The following is a 15,430-nucleotide window of genomic DNA, read 5'->3' as shown; positions in this document are numbered from 1 at the left end:
GCGTTACTCGGCGGATCCCGCGCCGGGCGTGCCCTGGAGTCGGTGGGTCTCGTCCTGGACGTTGCTCGCGACGGATCGGAGGGCGTCCCCGTGCTGACGCGCGTGGTGCGCGCAGAACAGGAGCTCGCCGCCGCTGGCCAGCTCGACACGCAGGTAGGCCTGGGCGCCGCAGCGGTCGCAGCGGTCCGTCGCGGTCAGTGCCGCGGAGTTGGGGGCAACTGCAGTGGTCACATCGGCCTCATTTCTCTTCATCGGTGCCACCTCCAACCTAGCCCCGGGGGAAAACATTCCCCTGGGGCTGTGGCCGGGGTGACACCTGGATCCCATCACGACCCGCTCTACCCGCCGACGGTGCGCCCCACTCCTGAGACGGGGGAGGTGCTCCGCGGACGTGCACACGGTGGTGCCGTGCTGGCTGTCGCCCCCTCGCCGTCGAGGGGGCGACGCCATCCTCCCGCCTGGGCGGGTCGCCGGGGGGCATTTCGTCGTACGTCGCCCGCGGGCGTGTCCGGCGCGGGCCGCTCCCTCGACGCGGGGCGGCACCGGGTCCCCGGGACCGTCGGCGCCCGCCGGTAGATTGCGGCTCGCGCGACGTCGTACGACGCCGCCGGCAGCACGCAGAGGGAGCACCGTCATCGACGCCACGTACAACGCAGCCAACCTCCTCGTCCTCGAGGGCCTGGAGGCGGTCCGCAAGCGCCCGGGCATGTACATCGGGTCCACCGACACCCGGGGCCTCATGCACTGCGTGTGGGAGATCATCGACAACGGCGTGGACGAGGCGCTGGGCGGGCACGCGAGCCGCATCGAGGTGACGCTGCACGCCGACGACTCCGTCGAGGTCCACGACGACGGGCGGGGCATCCCGGTCGACGTCGAGCCGCGCACGGGGCTGCCGGGCGTCGAGGTCGTGTTCACCAAGCTGCACGCGGGCGGCAAGTTCGGCGGCGGCTCCTACGCTGCGAGCGGCGGCCTGCACGGCGTCGGCGCCTCCGTGGTCAACGCCCTGTCCTCGCGGCTCGACGTCGACATCGACCGGCCGCCGGCCCGGCAGGGCATCTCGTTCCGCCGCGGCGTGCCGGGGGTGTACGACGGGGACGGCCCCGGCGCCGGCTTCGAGGTCCGCTCGGGCCTGACCCGCAAGGGTCCGCGGGTGACGGCGAAGGGAGCCACCGGCACCCGGGTGCGCTTCTGGCCCGACCGCCAGATCTTCACCTCGGACGCGGCCTTCGTGTGGGACGACCTCGTGACGCGGGCGCGGCAGACCGCGTTCATCGTCCCCGGGCTGCAGCTCGTCATCCGCGACCTGCGCGGCGAGGTGGCCCGCGAGGAGGAGTTCAAGTTCGACGGCGGCATCGCGGAGTACGTCGAGCACCTCGCCCACGACGAGGCGGTCACCGACATCCTGCGCCTGCAGGGCAGCGACACCTTCACCGAGACGGTGCCCGTCCTCGACGCGGCCGGCCACATGACGCCGCAGGACGTCGAGCGCGAGCTCGTCGTCGACGTGGCGGCGCGCTGGGGCCACGGCTACGAGACCGAGCTGCGCTCGTACGTGAACGTCATCGCCACCCCCAAGGGCGGCACCCACGTGAACGGCTTCGAGCAGGCCCTGACCCGCACGTTCAACGACGTGCTGCGCGCCACCAAGACGCTCAAGCAGGCCGACGCCGACGTGCTCAAGGACGACGTGCTCGAGGGCCTCACCGCCGTCGTCACCGTGAGCCTCGCCGAGCCGCAGTTCGAGGGCCAGACCAAGGAGATCCTGGGTACGCCGGCCGCCCGCACCGTCGTGCGCAAGGTCGTCGCCCGCGAGCTCAAGGAGTTCCTGACCAGCACGAAGAAGGTCGAGAAGGCCCAGGCCCGCCTCGTCATGGACAAGGTCGTGGGCGCGGCGAGGACCCGGCTCGCGGCCCGCCAGCACAAGGAGAACCAGCGCCGCAAGACCGCGCTGGAGTCCTCCGCCCTGCCCGCCAAGCTGGCCGACTGCCGCTCCACCGACGCCGAGCGCTCGGAGCTGTTCATCGTCGAGGGCGACTCCGCGCTGGGCACGGCCAAGCTCGCGCGCAACTCCGAGTTCCAGGCCCTCCTGCCGATCCGCGGCAAGATCCTGAACGTGCAGAAGGCCTCGATGGCCGACATGCTGAAGAACGCCGAGTGCGCCTCGATCATCCAGGTGGTCGGCGCGGGCTCGGGGCGCACCTTCGACCTCGACTCCGCCCGCTACGGCCGGATCATCTTCATGGCCGACGCCGACTCCGACGGCGCCCACATCCGCTGCCTGCTCGCGACGCTCTTCTTCCGCTACATGCCGGGGCTCATCGAGGCCGGACGGGTCTTCTCGGCCGTGCCGCCGCTGCACCGCATCGAGCTCTCCAACCCCCGCAAGGGCCAGGAGAAATACGTCTACACCTACTCCGACGCCGAGCTGCAGCGGAAGCTGGTCGAGCTGAAGCGGAAGAACATCCGCTGGCGCGACCCGGTGCAGCGCTACAAGGGCCTGGGGGAGATGGACGCCCAGCAGCTGGCCGAGACCACGATGGACCCCCGCCACCGCACCCTGCGCCGCATGACGATCGACGACGCCCAGGGCGCCGCCGACGTCTTCGAGCTGCTCATGGGCTCCGAGGTCGCGCCGCGCAAGGAGTTCATCGTGGCCGGCAGCTACAGCGTGGACCGCGACGCCATCGACGTCTGAGGCCCGGCGGGGGCCCGGCGGGGCCGGGCGGGCCGGGTACGGCGTGGCCCGGGCCACGCCGCCGTCGCCTCGGGCACGCCCGGCGGGTGTGCGAAGGTGGACGGGCTATGCGAGGAGATGACACGTCGCTGTTCGAGGACCTGTTGACCCACGACCACCCCGCCGGCGATCGCGCCGCGGCGGAGGCGGACGGGGCCGCGACCGCTCCGGTGGCGCCGGCCGGCCGGCGCCAGTGGCTGGTGCTCGTGGGCGCGGTCGTGCTGCTGCTGGGCTCCCTGGCCGGCGGGGTGGCGGCCGTGCGCGCCGCCGTCGGCGGGGAGGACCCCGGCACCCCGGTCGCCTGGCGCGACGCGGTGGTGGACGGCAGCTCCGTCACCGTGACCTGGGACGCCAGCCCGTGCGCCGACGAGGGCGTCACGTCCGTCGAGGAGAGCGCCGACGAGGTCGTGCTCGTCGTGCGCGAGGTGCCCCGTCCCGCGTTGTGCTCGTCGCCCGGACAGGTGCGGCAGACGACGGTCGAGCTCGACGAGCCGGTCGGCGACCGGACCCTCGTCGACGGCTCGACCGCCGCCCGCTGAGGTCAGGCCACCGGCTCCAGCAGGCCGGAGTCCACGTCGTACACGAACCCGCCGATCTTGACGGACTCCGGCACGAGCGGGTGCGAGCGCACCTTGTTCACGTCGGCGGCCAGCGTCGCGCGCTGGTCGCGCACCACGTTGAACGTCTGCCAGGTGGAGTCGACGCCGGCCGAGGCGGTGACCCGCTCGTGCAGCTCCTCCTCGGTGCTCGACGCCACCGCGCAGCGGGTGTGGGGCACCACGAGGATGCGGTCCACGTTGAGCAGGTGCACGCCCAGCACGAGGGCCTCGAGGGCCTGGGGGGTCACCCGGCCGCCCGGGTTGCGGAAGATCTTGGCGTCACCCGGCTTCAGCCCGACCATCCCGAGGGGGTCGATGCGGCTGTCCATGCAGGTGACGATGGCGACGCCCGCGCGGGCGATGCCGTCGAAGCCACCGAACTCGAACGTCTCGGAGAACGTGCGGTTCGCTTCCAGGAGGTCGTCGAAGTCGCTCACGGACGGCAAGGTAGCGGACGGGACCGGCGGCGCGCCGCACGGGTCCGACCCCCGGGAGGGCTCAGCCCACCAGCAGGCCGGGCCGCTGGGCGCCGCGGGTGTCGGCACCGCGGAACAGGGCGAGCGCCAGCAGCGCCGCGATCGCGGCGCACACGGCTGCCCCCGCGAAGACCACCTGCTCCTGGGTGAGGGCGGCGTCGCGCAGGAGGTCCTTGTACGCGTCGCAGGTGCCGACGCGACCGCAGACCTCGTCGATGGCCGGCAGTGCGTCCCGCTCGGCGTAGAAGGCGCGCAGGCCGAGGGTCGTGAGCGCCGAGATGCCGACGAGCATGCCGACCATCCGAGCGACGACCACCATGGCGGAGGCCAGGCCGTGCACCGTGTCGTCGGTCGACGCGAGCACGACGGCGTTGACGGGGGCCAGCGCGAGGCCGAAGCCCAGACCGGTCAGCAGGAGGGGCACGTTGGCGCCCCAGCCCTCCAGCGCCGAGGCGTCCCACCGGGCCATCACGACGAAGCCCACCGCGGCGGCCGCCATCCCGGCGCCGGCCACCACGCCCGCCGGCACGTGCCGCAGCAGCAGGCCTCCCAGCACGGCGCCGACCGGGAGGGCGGCGAGCAGCCGCACCAGCACCAGCGAGGCGAGCAGCTGGGAGTCGGGGTAGACCGTCGTGCGGGCGAAGATCGGCAGCGCGACCACGGCCGCGATGAGGGCGGCGCCGACGAAGAGGCTCACCAGCAGCCCGCCCCAGGCGCCCCGGGCGGCCAGCGCCCCGCGCGGGACGAGGGGCCGGGCCGACCGGCGCAGGTGCACCACGAGCCACCCGAGGGCGATGGCGGAGCCGAGCAGGTACCAGTGGCCCTGGTCGGAGAACACCTGGATCTCGGGGTCACCCGTGCCGAAGGCCAGGATCACGCCGCCGAGCGCGACGGCGAGCAGCAGCGCTCCCGGGAGGTCGGCCGCGACGAGCGCCCGCCCCCAGCGCCGCAGGTCGAGCAGCGGCGCCGGGGCGAGCAGCGACCACGCGAGCAGGGCGACGAGGCCCAGCACCGCGAGCAGACCGACGGGAGCGAGCCAGCGGCTCTCCCCGACGTACGGCGCGAACAGCTCGCCCCACACGACGTGGCGCACCAGCCCGGAGGGCTGCAGCGCGGTGAGGGCCCCGGCCACCGCGACGAGCAGCGCGAGCATGACGGAGACGGCGTCGAGGTGGCGTCGTGGCGGGGCCGGGCCGGCGGCGACCGGAGCCGCGTCGCCGGCAGCGGTGCGCGCGTCCGCCATGGCCGAGCGGCGGGCCAGCCGTTGGGTGGCCAGCAGCAGGACGACACCGGCGGCGAGGTTGAGGGCGAAGATCCCACGCCACGTGGCGACGGCGAGCACCGCGGCGCCCAGCACCGGGCCGAGGACGCTGCCCAGCTCCTGCACCGCGGACACGAGGCCCAGGGGCAGCCCGCGGCGGTGCACCGGGTAGAGGTCGGCGACCAGGGCCATCGTCGCCGGCACGAGCCCGCCGCCGCCGACGCCCTGCAGGAAGCGCCCGGCGACCATGCCGGGCAGGTCGTAGGCGAGCGCCGTGACGCCGGAGCCGACCGCGAAGACGGCCAGGGAGAGGACGAGCACGGGCACCCGGCCCTCGAGGTCGGCGACGCGCCCGATGAGGGGCAGCATCGCGACGTACCCCAGCAGGAAGCCCGAGATGATCGGCGCCGCCCGCTGCAGGTCGATCGCCTCGATGCCGGCCGCGGCGCTCATCTCGGGCAGCGCCAGCACCACCACGTAGGTGTCGGCGGCGGCGATCGCGACCGCGACCGCCGCCACGACCAGCAGGGCCCGGTCAGCCGCCCGCAGCGTCACGGCGCGGTGATCTCGATCGTCTCGCCGTAGTTGCTGAACCCGATCTCGTAGGTCAGCGAGACGTCGGTGTAGAACTCGCCGGTGAGGTCGGCCCGACACAGGAAGCCGCCCTCGTCGACGAGGTACACCGCGTCGAAGTCGCCGTCGGCGCCCGGGATGATGTTGCGCACGGTCTCGGCGGGGACGGTGCCGGTGTAGCGGGTGGCCGTGGCCTCGCCGCAGCGCTCCTCGCCGTCCTCGACCGGGTCCTGCGTGGCGGTGAGGATGCCGGAGACGCCGGCGTCCGGGTCGAGCAGCGTGCCGGGGTCCGGCGCGTTGTAGTCCTCGGGCTCGACCTCGCGCCAGCCGGGCCCGAGCAGCGCCGCTCGGGCGTACGTCGTGCCCTCCGTCGCCACGATGTCCACGTCGACCGGCAGGCTGAACGCCCGCAGCGCGAACGCGCCGGAGAACCCGTCGGGACGCACGGCCGTGCCCTGGGCGCTGACCAGGGCCGTCGAGACGTCGTCGGTGAGACCCTGCGAGGTCAGCGCGATCTCCACGCCCTCGGTCTCGTCGAGCTTCTCCTTCGCCTCCTTCAGCACGTCCTCCGGCGTCGTGTCGGGACGGGAGAAGTCCAGGCCGTCGTCGTCGTCACCGAAGAGGAGCGCCGGCACGAGCGTGGCCACCAGCAGGACCACCACGATGATGCCGCCGATGATCCATCCGCGCCGGCTCGGGCGCGGCCGCTCGCCACCGTCGCCGGCGGGGGAGGTCGAGGGGGAGTCCATGCGACTCAGCCTTCCACATCGGGTCGCGTCGGGAGCGGGTCCGCGCCGAGCCCGACCTGGGTGACGAGGACCGGGGCGCCGCAGCCCGCGACGGGCTGCGCGACCGCGACGCCGGAGCCGTCGCGGCGCCCGGTGGCGGGCGGGAGGTCCACGGGCGCGCCCGAGGCGGCGGCGGCCCGGGCCGGCCCGGGACCGGCCCAGGCGAGGACCAGCGCGTCCTCGCCCCGCAGGAAGCGGTGGCAACGCACGCCGCCCGTGGCGCGCCCCTTGCCGGGGTACTCGCTGAACGGGGTGACCTTGACGGTGCCGACGTCGGTGCCGGGCAGCGCGGTGGAGGATCCGGCGACCGTGACGACCACCGGCTCGTGGCCCTCCAGGCCGGGCGGGCCGTCGGGGTCGAACGCCGTGAAGTGCACGACGTGGGCGCCGGCGCCGAGTTTGATACCGGCGACGCCGCCGCCGGCACGCCCCTGCGGCCGGACCGCGTCGGCCGGGAAGTGCAGCAGCTGGGCGTCGGAGGTGGTGAAGCAGAGCTCCTCGCGGCCGGTGGCCAGCTCGACGGCCCCGACCACCTCGTCGCCGTCGGCGAGGCGGACGACCTCCCAGTCGTCGCGGTTCGGCACCTCGGGGTTGACCCGCTTCACGACGCCCTGACGGGTGCCGAGAGCCAGGCCCGGCCCGTCCTCGCGCAGCGCGGTGAGGCACAGGACGCGCTCCCCGCCCTCGAGGGCCACGAACTCGCTGACGGGGTGGCCGCCCGCCAGGTGGGGGTCGTTGGCGGTGTCGGGCAGCGACGGCAGGTCGAGCACTCCGAGCCGCAGCACGCGCCCGGCGCTCGTCACCACGCCGATCTCGCCGCGCGCCGTGGTCCGCACCGCGGAGACCACGACGTCGTGCTGCACCCGGGCGCCGGGCTCGGCGCTCGTGCTGGCCGGCTCCGCCGTACGGGTGCGGGCGAGCAGCCCGGTGGAGGACAGGAGCACGAAGCACGGGTCGTCGGCGACCTCGAGCGGCACCGCCGCCGTGGCCGGCAGCGACGCCGACTCCAGCAGGACGGTACGGCGGGGGGTGCCGTGCTCGCGGGCCACGGCGGCCAGCTCGTCGGAGACGACGGCCCGCAGGCGGCGCTCGTCGGCGAGGATCGCGTCGAGCTCCTCGATGGTGCGGCGCAGCTCCTCGGACTCCTTCTCCAGCTCCAGCTTGCTGAAGCGGGTCAGGCGGCGCAGCTGCATCTCGAGGATGTACTGCGCCTGGGCCTCGGAGAGGTCGAAGACCGTCATGAGGCGCTCGCGCGCCGCGCCGGCGTCGTCGCTGGTGCGGATGACCTGGATGACCTCGTCGATGTCGACGAGCGCGAGCAGGAGGCCCTCGACGAGGTGCAGCCGGTCGGCCGCCTTGCCGCGGCGGAAGGTCGAGCGGCGCCGCACCACGTCGTACCGGTGGGCGAGGAAGACCTCGAGCATCTCCTTCAGCCCCAGGGTGCGGGGCTGCCCGTCGACGAGGGCGACGGCGTTGATGCCGAACGAGTCCTCCATCGGCGTCTGCTTGTAGAGCTGCTCCAGCAGCGCCTCGGGGTGGAAGCCGTTCTTCACCTCGATGACGAGGTGGAGCCCCTTCTCCCGGTCGGTGAGGTCCTTGATGTCGGCGATGCCCTGCAGCTTCTTGCCCTGCACCAGCGTCTTGATCCGCTCGACGACCTTCTCGGTGCCGACGCCGTAGGGCAGCTCGGTGACGATGATGCCCTTGCGGCGTCCGATGGTCTCGATGCGGGCGGTGGCGCGCATCTTGAAGGAGCCGCGGCCCGTCTCGTAGGCGTCGCGGATGCCCGCGAGCCCGACGATCTTGCCGCCGGTCGGCAGGTCGGGGCCCGGCATGAAGCGCATGATCGCCTCGACGTCGGCCTCGGGGTGCTCGATGAGGTGACGCAGCGCCGCGACCGTCTCGCCGAGGTTGTGCGGCGCGCAGTTGGTCGCCATGCCGACCGCGATGCCGGTGGTGCCGTTGACGACGAGGCTCGGGATGGCCGCCGGCAGCACGACCGGCTCCAGCTCGCGGGAGTCGTAGTTCGGGCGGAAGTCGACCGTCTCCTCCTCGATGGAGTCGGTCATCGCCACCGCGGCGGGCGCCATGCGGCACTCGGTGTAGCGCATCGCGGCGGGCGGGTCGTCGGGCGAGCCGAAGTTGCCGTGCCCGTCGATCATCGGCAGCCGCACCGCCCAGGGCTGGGCCTGGCGCACGAGGGCGTCGTAGATCGCGCCGTCGCCGTGCGGGTGCAGGCGGCCCATCACCTCGCCCACGACGCGGGCCGACTTCACGTGCCCGCGGTCGGGGCGCAGGCCCATGTCGTTCATCGTGTGCAGGATGCGGCGCTGCACCGGCTTGAGGCCGTCGCGGGCGTCCGGCAGGGCGCGCGAGTAGATGACCGAGTAGGCGTACTCCAGGAAGGAGGTGCGCATCTCGTCGGAGACGTCGATGTCGAGGATGTGCTCCTCGACGTCGTCGGCGGGCGGGGGTGGCGTGCGTCGTGCCATGGGCGCATTGTCGCCGCCCGGGTCCCGGGCGCCGCGCCCGGCTCGCCGTCCGGGGCCGCCGTCGTCGGGCCGACGCCCGGTCGGCGCACCTCGCGGACCGCCCGGGACCCGCACGCGGGCGGGTGCGCAGGCGATAGGTTGGACCCCGTGACCGCGACCGCCGACGACGGGGTGCCCGAGGCCCCCGAGGTGCCCGAGCCGCCCCGCCACTGGGAGGCCGACGTCCTGCTGCGGGACGGGCGCACGGCGCACATCCGGCCGATCGGCCCCGGCGACGCCGAGCTGCTCGTCGACTTCTACGCGCGGGTCTCCGACGAGAGCAAGTACTACCGGTTCTTCACCCCCATGCCGCGGCTCTCCGAGCGCGACGTGCTGCGCTTCACCAACGTCGACCACGTGCGCCGCGTCGCCTTCGTACTCACCGTCGGCGGCGACATGATCGCCGTGGGCCGCTACGACGCCTACCAGGACGCGAAGGCCGAGGTCGCCTTCCTGGTGCAGGACGCCCACCAGGGCCGCGGCATCGCCCAGGTGCTGCTCGAGCACCTCGCGCAGGCCGGCCGCGAGCGCGGCATCCAGGTCTTCACCGCCGACGTGCTGCCCGACAACCGCCGCATGATCCAGACCTTCCAGGACGCGGGCTACCACGTCGCCTCCGGCTTCGAGGACGGCGTCGTCACCCTCGAGTTCGACATCGACCCGACCGAGACCGCCATCGGCGTCATGCAGCAGCGCGAGCACCGGGCCGAGTCCGCGTCCATCGAGGCGTTCTTCGACGCCCGCTCGGTCGCGATCATCGGCGCCAGCCGCCGCCAGGAGACCGTGGGCCGCACGCTGGTGCGCAACCTCGTCACCGGCGACTACACGGGCCGGGTGTACGTCGTGAACCCCTCGACCGAGGCGGTGGCCGGGCTGCCGTCGTACGCCTCGGTCGCCGACATCCCCGGCGACGTGGACGTCGCGATCGTGGCGGTCCCGGCCGAGGCCGTGCAGGACGTGGTGCTCGACTGCGCCGCCAAGGGCGTGCACGGCCTCATCGTCATCTCCTCGGGCTTCGCCGAGACGGGTGAGGAAGGGCGCCAGCGCCAGCGCCGGCTGGTCGGCCTGGCCCGCAGCTACGGCCTGCGCCTCATCGGGCCCAACTGCCTGGGCATCATCAACACCGACCCGTCGCGCCAGCTCAACGCGTCGCTGTCGACGGTCATGCCGCCCCGCGGCCGCGCCGGCTTCTTCTGCCAGTCGGGCGCGCTGGGCTCGGCCATCCTCGAGAAGGTGCAGAACCGCGGCCTGGGCCTGTCGACCTTCGTGTCGGCGGGCAACCGCGCCGACGTCTCGGGCAACGACCTCCTGCAGTACTGGGAGGAGGACGAGTCCACCGAGGTCGTCCTGCTCTACCTGGAGTCCATCGGCAACCCGCGCAAGTTCTCGCGCATCACGCGGAGGGTCTCGCGCCGCAAGCCCATCGTGGCGGTGCGCTCGGGCCGCAACACCCAGGGCGTGCCCATGGGCCACGCGGTGCGCACCATCGGCGCGCCGCCGGAGGCGGTCGACGCGATGTTCGCGCAGTCCGGCGTGATCCAGGTCGACACGCTCGACGAGATGTTCGACGTCGCGCAGCTGCTCGCCCACCAGCCGCTGCCCCGCGGGCGCCGCGTCGCCGTCGTCGGCAACTCCGACGCCCTCGGGCTCCTCGCGACCGACGCCGCCGTCTCGGTCGGCCTCGTGGTCAACAAGTCGGTGCAGCTGGGCGCCGACGCCGGTGCGGAGGACTTCGAGGACGCGCTCGACGCCGCCATCGACGACCCGGACGTCGACGCGGTCGTCGCGGTCTACATCCCCCCGCTCGACGTCTCGGGCGAGGACGTCGCGAACGTGCTGGCGGCGGTGGGGGAGCAGTCCGACAAGCCCCTGGTCACCACCTTCCTCGGCTCCGAGGGCATCCCCGAGCTGCTGCGCGTGCCCGACGTCGCCGGCGCGACCGCCGGTCGCGGCTCCGTGCCGTCGTACCCGGCCGTGGAGGCCGCGGTGCGCGCCCTGGCCCGGGTCGTCGGCTACTCCGTGTGGCTCGGCAAGCAGGGCGCCGAGGAGGAGGACGACGAGGTCGACCCCACCGAGGCGAAGCGGTTCGTCAACGAGCTGCTGCTGCGCCACCCCGACGGGCACGTGCTCCAGACGGACGAGCTCGTGCAGCTGCTGGCCAGCTACGGCGTCGAGCTGTGGCCGGCCGTGCCCGTGACCACCTGCGAGGAGGCGGTCGCCGCCGGCGAGCGGCTCGGCTGGGGCGTGGTGCTCAAGGCCACGGCCGAGCGGCTGCGCGAGCGTCCCGACCAGGCACACGTGTGGCGCAACATCGACGACGAGCGCGAGATGACCGACGCCTGGGAGTTCCTCGGCGGCGTCATCACCGACCCGGCCTCCGCCGGCTTCGTCGTGCAGAAGGTCGCGCGGCCCGGCGTGCCGGTCTCCATCGGCTCGGTCGAGGACCCGCTCTTCGGGCCCGTCATCTCCTTCGGCGTCTCCGGGCCGCTGACCGAGCTGCTGGGCGACCGCGTCTACCGGATCCCGCCGCTGAGCAGGGTCGACGCCGCCGAGATGGTGCGCGAGATCAAGGCCGCGCCACTGCTGTTCGGCTACCGCGGCGGCGACGTGGCCGACGTCGGCGACGTCGAGCGACTGGTGCGCCGGGTCGCCCAGCTGCAGAACGACATCCCCCAGGTGCGGATGCTCGACCTCTCCCTGGTGCTCGCCGGGGCGGAGGGCGCGACCGTGCTCAACGCGGCCGCGCGCGTCGAGCCGGTCGCCGACGCCCGCTCCGACTGGTTCGTGCGCCGCCTCAACGCGATGGTGGGGGACACGCTGCCGGAGTGAGGGCCCCCGCCCGCGCGTGCCACACTTCGGTCCATGCAGAGCCGCTCCGCCCGCCCGACCGACCGCACCGCCGAGCTCCGGACCGCGATCGAGCGCACCGGGTACTACCCCGAGGTGGTCGTCGACGGCGTCCAGGGGGCCGTCGGCGGCGAGGAGGTGCTCGCCTACTACGTGCACCACGAGCCGACGATCGAGCGCGACGAGGTGCGCCGCCACATCACCGTGGCCGTGCTGACGCCGTCGCGGCTCATCCAGGTGCACACCGACGAGCACGCGGGCGACCAGCTGCTGCCGCAGCCCTACACGTCCACGTCGTCCGAGGCCGTGGCCCTCTCGGCCGTCCGCTCCGTCGTCGTCACCCGCATGACGACCAACCCCACCAAGGGCCCGAGCCTGCCGGCCGAGGCCGTGCTCACCATCGGCTGGGGCGGCGTGAGCCGCATCGAGCTCATGCCCGCCGCCTGCGACGACCCGGACTGCGACGCCGACCACGGCTACACCGGCGAGCTGCTGGGCGACGACTTCTCGCTGCGGGTCTCGTCGGCCGCCGACGGCAAGGACGCGGTGCTGGGCCTGCTGGCCTTCGCCGACGCGCTGTCGGCGCTCACCCGGCCGGCCTGACCCCGTGGCCGACGTGCTCGTCCCCCCGGCGTACGGCGCGCGCTCGCTCGGCGACGTCGTGCCCGCCGTGGCCCACGCGCTGGGCCGGGGCGACGTCGTCGGCCCCGCCCCGAGCGACCTCGTGCTGCCGGACGCACCGGCGTACGTCGTGCTGCTCATCGACGGGCTGGGCGCCAACCTGCTGGCGCGGCACGCCCGCGACGCCCCGTTCCTCTCCGCGCTCGCGTCGGGGGCGGAGGCGGCCACCGCCGGGGTGCCGTCGACGACCGCGACGAGCCTGACCTCGCTCGGCACCGGGCTGACCCCGGGCGCCCACGGGCTCGTCGGGTTCACCTCGCGGGTGCCCGGCACCGACCGGCTGCTGCAGGCCCTCGCCTGGGACGACCGGGTCGACCCGTTGCAGTGGCAGCCGCACGACACGCTCTTCCAGCGCCTCGCGGCCGCCGGGGTCGCGGTGACGAGCGTCGCGAAGGCGGCCTTCGAAGGCTCGGGCCTCACCCGTGCCGCGCACCGCGGCGCGAGGTACGTCGGGGTGGACCGGGTGCGCGACCGCGTCGCGGCGGTGCAGGAGGCGACCCGCCGCCGGCCCTCGCTCACCTACGTCTACGAGTCCGAGCTCGACGCGACGGGCCACCAGCACGGCGTCGCCTCCGCCGCCTGGCTGCAGGAGCTGGCGATGGTCGACGCCGACGCGGAGCGACTGCGCGGCGCCCTGCCGCCCGAGGTGCGCATGGTGGTCGTGGCCGACCACGGCATGGTCGACACGCGGCCAGAGGCGCGCGTCGACGTGGACGCGCACCCCGAGCTGCTCGAGGGCGTGTGGCTCCTCGGCGGGGAGGCCCGCCTGCGCCACCTCTACTGCGCGACCCGGTCGGTCCCCGACGTCCTCGCCGCCTGGCGCGGCACGCTGGGGGAGCGGGCGCTGGTGCTCGAGCGCGAGGACGCCATCGGGCGGGGCTGGTTCGGCGCCACCGCCGATGCGGTGCGTCCCCGGCTCGGCGACGTGGTGGTCGCCTGCACCGGGGACACCGCCGTCGTGTCCACGCGGCGGTTCGGGTACGAGGCCGAGCTCGTCGGCCTGCACGGGTCGCTGACCCCCGACGAGATGCTCATCCCGGTCCTCGTCGCCTGACGCCTGAAGCCGGGTACGACGTCAGTCGCGGACCGCGGCGACCACCTGCAGGTCGGCGTCGAGCGTGACGTCCCAGTCCTGGCCCTGCACGTCGACGACCTCCACCTCGAAGGCCTCACCGGCGTCGTCGCTGCGGTCGACGTCGACCGCCGTGCCGCCCTCGACGGCCGCCTCGGCGGCGGTGACGACGCGGGTGCGCTCCTCCTCGGCGATCGGGGCGTCGTCACCGACCCCGGCCGCAGAGCCGGCCCCGTCGGTGCCCGCCGCGCCGGGGGCGTCCGTCGTACCGGCGCCGGTCGTGTCGTCGCGGTCGCCCCGGTCGTCGTCGCTGTGGTCCTCGTCACGGTCCGCCGCGGTGGTGAGGACCGAGAAGTCCTCGTCGAGCACGACGTCCCAGCGCGCGCCGTCCGCGTCGACGACCTCGAGCTCGTAGACGCGGACGCCGCTCTCGTCGGTCTCGTCGTCGACGTCCACGTCGAGCACGCGGCCGCCGCCGACCTCCTCGAGCGCCACCTCCTCGGCGCTGGTGCGCTGGCTGTCCGACAGGGTGTCGTCGTCGCCGGCGACGGCGGCCCAGGTGAGGCCGCCGGCCCCGACCAGGGCGATCGCGGCGATGGTGGGGACGACGACGCGCTTCGTGCGGACGGTGTCGCGGATGCTCATGGTGGTGCCTTCCTCTCGGTGTCCCGCACGCCGCTGCGGCGGCGGGCCGGGTCGTGTGCCCGGTGGTGGCACCACCGTCGCCCGGGGCCGCTGAAGCCTTGCTGAACGCTCCTGAAGGCGCGTTCAGGAGGCGGGGGAGTAGTGCGTGGAGTTGCAACAGGGGGTGCGCACGATGGGGCCGCTCGAGCTGAGCAGGGCACGCCACCCTCGAATCCAACGTCTGGTTCCAGCCTGTGTGGATGGCGGCGGAGCCGGACACCTGTGGGTCGATCCCGCCGCGCGGTCGGGCGGCGACTGCGCCCGCGTCGGACTGCTCATCGCCTGGCGGGGCGCCAAGCGAGGCGGCTCATGGTGGGGTTCTGAGCATGGCTCGTGAACAGCCCGCCCGCGCGCGGCGGCTCCCCGCGGCGGACGCTTGGCTGGATGCACCGGGCGTGCCGGAGGCCCCTCGACGCAAGCGGAAGCCGCCCCTCGACCTGTCGTGGGTCAGCGCGTCAACAGCGTGCCAAACTCGAGCGTGATGGCGGCAGCTGTCTTCAACGAACCGGTCGGTCGTGGCCTGAGGCGATGCCCCTTGTCGGGTCACAGACGCCGCCCCGAGTCGTCGTATCGTCCGTACCACCACTCGCCGCTGTGGAACCTTGCGGGCGCCCGGCGCTGCCGCTCCCAGGAGTCCAGGTCCTCAGAAGGAAACAGCTCCTCGAGTTCGTCGTACAACTGATCTCGCAGACCCGTCGGAAGGGGTTGTCCGCACCACGGGCAGAAGAAGATGTATTGCACGACTGAGAACGCGCCCTCGGCCGGGCTGGGGCATCCGGGACGTGCGCACCGGTCGGGGGGTCCGAGCCGGCTGCGGTGCGCGTCGGGGCCTCGTCGACGGCGGGTGCGATGGTGTTCACCCGACATATATTGACAGACGTCGAATCAGTGCGACAGGGTTCGTTGCATCGACGACCGTCTAACCAGCGTTCGTCCTATCTATGGGCCGATCAACGGCCGTCCGCCGCACCTATGGAGGGCACGGATGAGTGGGGGGCAGACCATCTCGACGTCGCGCACCGATGAGGAGGGAGCTGGTGCGGAGGAGCTGCGGGAGACCGTGCGGGCTCGGTACGCCGAGGCGGCACGGTCGTCGCAGTCTGCTGCGGGCTGCTGCGGGCCGAACCCCGTGCTGCTGTCGGAGACGGACCTGTACCGGGACAACGAGCGTGACGGCGTGA

12 protein-coding genes are annotated in these 15,430 nt (G+C 73.7%); 6 read left to right on the top strand and 6 right to left on the bottom strand.

Features of this window, described 5'->3' with window-relative positions; genetic code table 11:
• Positions 1–3: 3 nt before the first annotated feature.
• On the bottom strand, positions 4–252 hold the full coding sequence (locus tag INN71_RS07620) for a hypothetical protein (RefSeq protein WP_277498581.1): 249 nt from the start codon (positions 250–252) through the stop codon (positions 4–6).
• Positions 253–577: 325 nt separating this feature from the next.
• On the opposite strand from INN71_RS07620, the gene INN71_RS07615 reads away from it, so the two are divergent.
• Both INN71_RS07615 and INN71_RS07610 read left to right on the top strand, forming a co-directional pair.
• Positions 578–2,698 (top strand): type IIA DNA topoisomerase subunit B, encoded by a 2,121-nt coding sequence (locus INN71_RS07615; RefSeq protein WP_277498580.1) that lies wholly within the window; start codon positions 578–580, stop codon positions 2,696–2,698.
• A gap of 107 nt (positions 2,699–2,805) precedes the next feature.
• A complete protein-coding gene (locus INN71_RS07610; RefSeq protein ID WP_277498579.1) occupies positions 2,806–3,276 on the top strand; it encodes a hypothetical protein in 471 nt (156 codons plus the stop codon).
• A gap of 2 nt (positions 3,277–3,278) precedes the next feature.
• Here the strand turns inward: INN71_RS07610 and INN71_RS07605 are convergent, their stop codons facing one another.
• The 4 genes from INN71_RS07605 to INN71_RS07590 all read right to left on the bottom strand — a co-directional run bounded on the left by INN71_RS07605 (position 3,279) and on the right by INN71_RS07590 (position 8,926).
• Positions 3,279–3,773, bottom strand: coding sequence for a carbonic anhydrase (locus INN71_RS07605; RefSeq protein ID WP_301800031.1), 495 nt, complete (start codon positions 3,771–3,773; stop codon positions 3,279–3,281).
• Positions 3,774–3,834: 61 nt separating this feature from the next.
• Positions 3,835–5,628, bottom strand: a complete 1,794-nt coding sequence (locus INN71_RS07600; RefSeq protein ID WP_277498577.1) for an MFS transporter — start codon at positions 5,626–5,628, stop codon at positions 3,835–3,837.
• Positions 5,625–6,395, bottom strand: coding sequence for an LppX_LprAFG lipoprotein (locus tag INN71_RS07595; protein ID WP_277498576.1), 771 nt, complete (start codon positions 6,393–6,395; stop codon positions 5,625–5,627). Before INN71_RS07595 ends, INN71_RS07600 begins: the two co-directional genes overlap by 4 nt.
• 5 nt (positions 6,396–6,400) lie before the next feature.
• Positions 6,401–8,926: a DNA topoisomerase (ATP-hydrolyzing) subunit A gene (locus INN71_RS07590; protein WP_301800029.1), complete on the bottom strand. Its 2,526-nt coding sequence runs from the start codon at positions 8,924–8,926 to the stop codon at positions 6,401–6,403.
• Positions 8,927–9,073: 147 nt separating this feature from the next.
• Between INN71_RS07590 and INN71_RS07585 the strand changes: the two genes are divergently transcribed.
• From INN71_RS07585 to INN71_RS07575, 3 genes are read left to right on the top strand one after another with little or no spacing between them, the layout of a single operon-like run.
• Positions 9,074–11,794: a bifunctional GNAT family N-acetyltransferase/acetate--CoA ligase family protein gene (locus INN71_RS07585; RefSeq protein ID WP_277501573.1), complete on the top strand. Its 2,721-nt coding sequence runs from the start codon at positions 9,074–9,076 to the stop codon at positions 11,792–11,794.
• Positions 11,795–11,827: 33 nt separating this feature from the next.
• The gene (locus INN71_RS07580) at positions 11,828–12,415 is read left to right on the top strand and encodes a DUF5998 family protein (RefSeq protein ID WP_277501574.1); all 588 of its coding nucleotides are present in this window, start codon (positions 11,828–11,830) and stop codon (positions 12,413–12,415) included.
• Positions 12,416–12,419: 4 nt separating this feature from the next.
• Positions 12,420–13,547 (top strand): alkaline phosphatase family protein, encoded by a 1,128-nt coding sequence (locus INN71_RS07575; protein ID WP_277501575.1) that lies wholly within the window; start codon positions 12,420–12,422, stop codon positions 13,545–13,547.
• A 21-nt stretch (positions 13,548–13,568) separates the two neighbouring features.
• Here INN71_RS07575 and INN71_RS07570 read toward each other — a convergent pair whose 3' ends face one another.
• Positions 13,569–14,210, bottom strand: a complete 642-nt coding sequence (locus tag INN71_RS07570; RefSeq protein WP_277501576.1) for a PepSY domain-containing protein — start codon at positions 14,208–14,210, stop codon at positions 13,569–13,571.
• Positions 14,211–15,234: 1,024 nt separating this feature from the next.
• Here INN71_RS07570 and INN71_RS07565 point away from each other — a divergent pair.
• Positions 15,235–15,430 (top strand): hypothetical protein (locus tag INN71_RS07565; protein ID WP_277501577.1); only part of this gene is annotated, 196 nt, incomplete at its 3' end.

Origin of the sequence: Nocardioides sp. ChNu-153 (genome assembly GCF_030466625.1) — a bacterium.
Classification (GTDB): domain Bacteria; phylum Actinomycetota; class Actinomycetes; order Propionibacteriales; family Nocardioidaceae; genus Nocardioides.
The sequence above is the reverse complement of the archived record's forward strand: the minus strand, read 5'-3'. Positions and strand labels throughout refer to the sequence as shown.

Excerpts from the sequence above, each read along its gene's own strand:
- INN71_RS07580 (WP_277501574.1), top strand. The coding sequence starts at position 11,828 with ATGCAGAGCCGCTCCGCCCGCCCGACCGACCGCACCGCCGAGCTCCGG.
- INN71_RS07610 (WP_277498579.1), top strand. The coding sequence starts at position 2,806 with ATGCGAGGAGATGACACGTCGCTGTTCGAGGACCTGTTGACCCACGAC.
- INN71_RS07570 (WP_277501576.1), bottom strand. The coding sequence starts at position 14,210 with ATGAGCATCCGCGACACCGTCCGCACGAAGCGCGTCGTCGTCCCCACC.
- INN71_RS07620 (WP_277498581.1), bottom strand. The coding sequence starts at position 252 with ATGAAGAGAAATGAGGCCGATGTGACCACTGCAGTTGCCCCCAACTCC.
- INN71_RS07595 (WP_277498576.1), bottom strand. The coding sequence starts at position 6,395 with ATGGACTCCCCCTCGACCTCCCCCGCCGGCGACGGTGGCGAGCGGCCG.
- INN71_RS07590 (WP_301800029.1), bottom strand. The coding sequence starts at position 8,926 with ATGGCACGACGCACGCCACCCCCGCCCGCCGACGACGTCGAGGAGCAC.